4 protein-coding genes are annotated in these 3248 nt (G+C 67.6%); 3 read left to right on the top strand and 1 reads right to left on the bottom strand.

Annotated elements, in window-relative coordinates:
- Positions 1–328: 328 nt before the first annotated feature.
- Positions 329–970 (bottom strand): DNA-3-methyladenine glycosylase, encoded by a 642-nt coding sequence (locus tag ACWD68_RS41635; protein WP_451811677.1) that lies wholly within the window; start codon positions 968–970, stop codon positions 329–331.
- Between the two features lie 217 nt (positions 971–1187).
- On the opposite strand from ACWD68_RS41635, the gene ACWD68_RS41630 reads away from it, so the two are divergent.
- From ACWD68_RS41630 to ACWD68_RS41620, 3 genes are all read left to right on the top strand, one after another.
- Positions 1188–1973 carry a sporulation protein gene (locus ACWD68_RS41630; protein WP_451811676.1) on the top strand — a complete coding sequence of 262 codons (786 nt, stop codon included), beginning with the start codon at positions 1188–1190 and terminating at the stop codon, positions 1971–1973.
- A gap of 38 nt (positions 1974–2011) precedes the next feature.
- On the top strand, positions 2012–2551 hold the full coding sequence (locus ACWD68_RS41625; RefSeq protein ID WP_451811675.1) for a YbhB/YbcL family Raf kinase inhibitor-like protein: 540 nt from the start codon (positions 2012–2014) through the stop codon (positions 2549–2551).
- Positions 2552–2694: 143 nt separating this feature from the next.
- Positions 2695–3201, top strand: coding sequence for an HNH endonuclease (locus ACWD68_RS41620; RefSeq protein WP_451811674.1), 507 nt, complete (start codon positions 2695–2697; stop codon positions 3199–3201).
- Positions 3202–3248 lie beyond the last annotated feature (47 nt).

Here is a 3248-nt window from a genome sequence, read left to right as displayed (position 1 = left end):
CTTTCCAGGTTCCCGCTTCCGCGTTTCCCTTTCCGGCGAGTCCGACTCTATCAGATCCTTTCGGGCCTGACCCCCAGTCAGCGGGGCTTGTCTTCGGGCCTTTTAGCGCTTTCGCGTTTCGCGGCCTTTCGACATTCACTACGTTAGCCGATTCCCTCAGCGACTCATAATCGAGTTCCGCGGGTTCGAATTCAGGCATGCGGACACGCCGAATAAACCCCCGCTGAGGGGAAGTCGTAGGTAGTGGGTTGGCCGCTCTCGGCTGCTGGCTGAACGCCGTAACCGGTTCAAGCGGCTCGGGCTACATTACGGATCCCCCAGAGGCGCGTCAAGTTGAGCGGCGGCGGGGCGCGTGGGCTCGATAGGGGCTCACGGTGAGGTCGTTGGCGACCCAGAAACGCCAGGGGTGGACGCCTCCGTCGCCGGACACTCCGGTGCGCGGGCCGTTGCGTACCTGGTCGGAGGGAACAGGGGTACCCCTCAGCAGGGTCAGGGGCGAGCCCTGGGGGCCGCAGGCGTCCACGCCGTCGAGTGACCGGTCCACCCCGAGCGCCGTCGCGAGGCGGGCCGGCCCTTTGGCCAGTTCCTTGTCGTTTCGGGCCGAGAGTCGACGTTTACGGGCGAGGTCCGCTCCCTCGGTGACCTCCCCCGCCCGGAGGAGGACCCCACTGGGCCTGCCCTCCGGACCGCACACCAGGTTCATGCAGTGCCACATGCCGTAGGTGAAGTAGACGTACACATGACCGGGCGGGCCGAACATCACGCCGTTGCGGGCCGTGCGGCCGCGGTAGGCGTGCGAGCCGGGATCATCGGGGCCGTCGTAGGCCTCGACCTCCGTGAGGCGCAGTTTGATCGGACCGTCCGGGGTGGCGCGTACGAGGACGCGTCCCAGGAGGTCGGGGGCGACGTCCAGCACGGGGCGGTCGAAGAAGTCCCGCGTCAGGGGCGTACGGTCAGGGGCCGCGATCATGGCGTATGAGCGTAGTCCAGCCGTCCTGCCGCTGCGGAGGAGTCCGGAGCGGTACGGAGCAGTCCGGACGGATGCTTGTCGGCGGGGTGGTCAGGCGTCCTCTCCCTTGTAAGGGTGAGGACGCGGAACCGGTCGGGGCCGGATCGCGTTTGTAGGGATCAAGAGATCCTGACAGACACAGGACGGAACAGGCGTTGCCTGGGGAGGAAGTGACGACATGGGGTTCAAGCGGCTGCTTGCGAGCATGGGGGCCGGTGGGGCTTCGGTCGAGACGGTGCTGACCGAGGTCAACACCGTTCCGGGCGGCGTCGTCCAGGGTGAGGTGCGGATCCAGGGCGGCTCGGTCAACCAGTCGATCGAGGGGCTGTCGGTCGGCCTGCAGGCCAAGGTCGAGGTCGAGGGCCACGACGACCAGGAGTACAAGCAGGACATCGAGTTCACGAAGCTGCGGCTCGGCGGGGCCTTCGAGCTGCAGGCCGGTGCCGTGCACTCGGTCCCGTTCGGGCTCGAGATTCCGTGGGAGACGCCGATCACCACGATCGACGGGCAGAGCCTGCGGGGCATGCACATCGGCGTGACCACCGAGCTGGAGATCGCGCGCGCGATCGACTCGGGTGACCTCGACCCGATCAATGTGCACCCGCTGCCGGCGCAGAAGGCGATTCTCGACGCCTTCATCCAGCTGGGCTTCCGCTTCAAGAACGCGGACATGGAGCGCGGCCAGATCCGGGGCACGCGTCAGCGGCTCCCGTTCTACCAGGAGATCGAGTTCTACCCGCCGTCGCAGTACCGCGGGCTGAACCAGGTGGAGCTGAGCTTCGTCGCGGACGACCGTGCGATGGACGTCATCCTGGAGATGGACAAGAAGCCGGGCCTCTTCAGTGAGGGCAGCGACTCGTTCCGTTCCTTCCAGGTGGGTCTGCACGACTTCCAGGGCACGGACTGGGCCGCGTACCTGAACCAGTGGCTGTCGGAGGTCGGCAGCAAGCGCAGCTGGTTCTAGGCTCGGACCAGAGATTCCGCCGTTCAGGAGGTACTGACGTGACCGAGCTCAAGAGGCCGCCGCTCCCGCACGACTTCCATCCGCCGGTGCCGGCGTTCACGGTCACCAGTGAGGATGTCGAGGCGGGCGCGGTACTGAAGGACGCTCAGGTCCACGCGGCCGGGAACACCTCCCCGCAGCTGAGCTGGGAGGGCTTCCCGCCGGAGACCAAGAGCTTCGCCGTGACGTGCTTCGATCCGGACGCTCCGACGGGGAGCGGATTCTGGCACTGGGTCGTGTTCGACATCCCGGCCTCGGTGACGGAGCTGCCGACGGGCGCGGGAAGCGGCAAGTTCGAGGGGCTGCCCGAGGGCGCCCTCCAGGCGCGCAACGACTACGGGTCCCGGGACTTCGGCGGCGCCGCGCCGCCGGCCGGGGATCCCGCGCACCGGTACGTTTTCACGGTGTACGCCGTGGATCAGGAGAAGCTCGGTCCCGACGCCGATGTGTCTCCCGCCGCGGTCGGCTTCAATCTGCGGTTCCACACGTTGGCGCGCGCCCAGCTGATCGGCGAGTACGCGGCTCCCGCGGAAGACTGACGTTCACAGAACGTTTGCCCGCCTCTGGTCTTGGAAGTGATCAGGGGCGGGCATTTTTATTGCGTTGTCCATCTCGGCGTGCCCGGCCAAAGTTGATCCCAGCCCGCCATTGGGTGGGCCGGTGCGCAGAGGAGGTGGGCTGGATGCGGGACACGCTGGTACTGAACGCGAGTTTTGAGCCGCTGTCGACAGTGACGTTGAACCGAGCCGTCGTTCTGGTGCTGACGGACAAGGCCGTCGTCGAGCAGGCCCACCCCGAACTGCGCATGCGCGGAGCCGCCCTGGACATACCCGTGCCCCGGGTGATCAGGCTCTGCCGCTATGTCCGGGTGCCGTTTCGAAGACAAGCGCCATGGTCGAGGCGGGGAGTGCTGGTACGTGACCGGCACAGGTGCGCCTACTGCGGGCGCCGGGCCACGACCGTGGACCACGTCGTCCCGCGTGCACAGGGCGGTCAGGACTCATGGCTGAACACGGTGGCCTCCTGCGCGGAGGACAATCACCGTAAGGCGGACCGTACTCCGGAGCAGGCTCAAATGCCCTTGCTGCGGCAGCCGTTCGAGCCGACGCCCGCGGACGCCATGCTGCTGGCCCTCGGCCAGGACGACTTCCACGCGCTGCCGGAGTGGCTGGCCCAGCCGGCCGCGTAGCCCGTACGACGATGGGGCCCACCTCCCGCGGGAGGTGGGCCCCATCG

The sequence above is a fragment of the Streptomyces sp. NPDC005141 genome (genome assembly GCF_053599975.1).
Note: the sequence above shows the minus strand (reverse complement) of the source record. Positions and strands in the feature narration are given on the sequence as shown.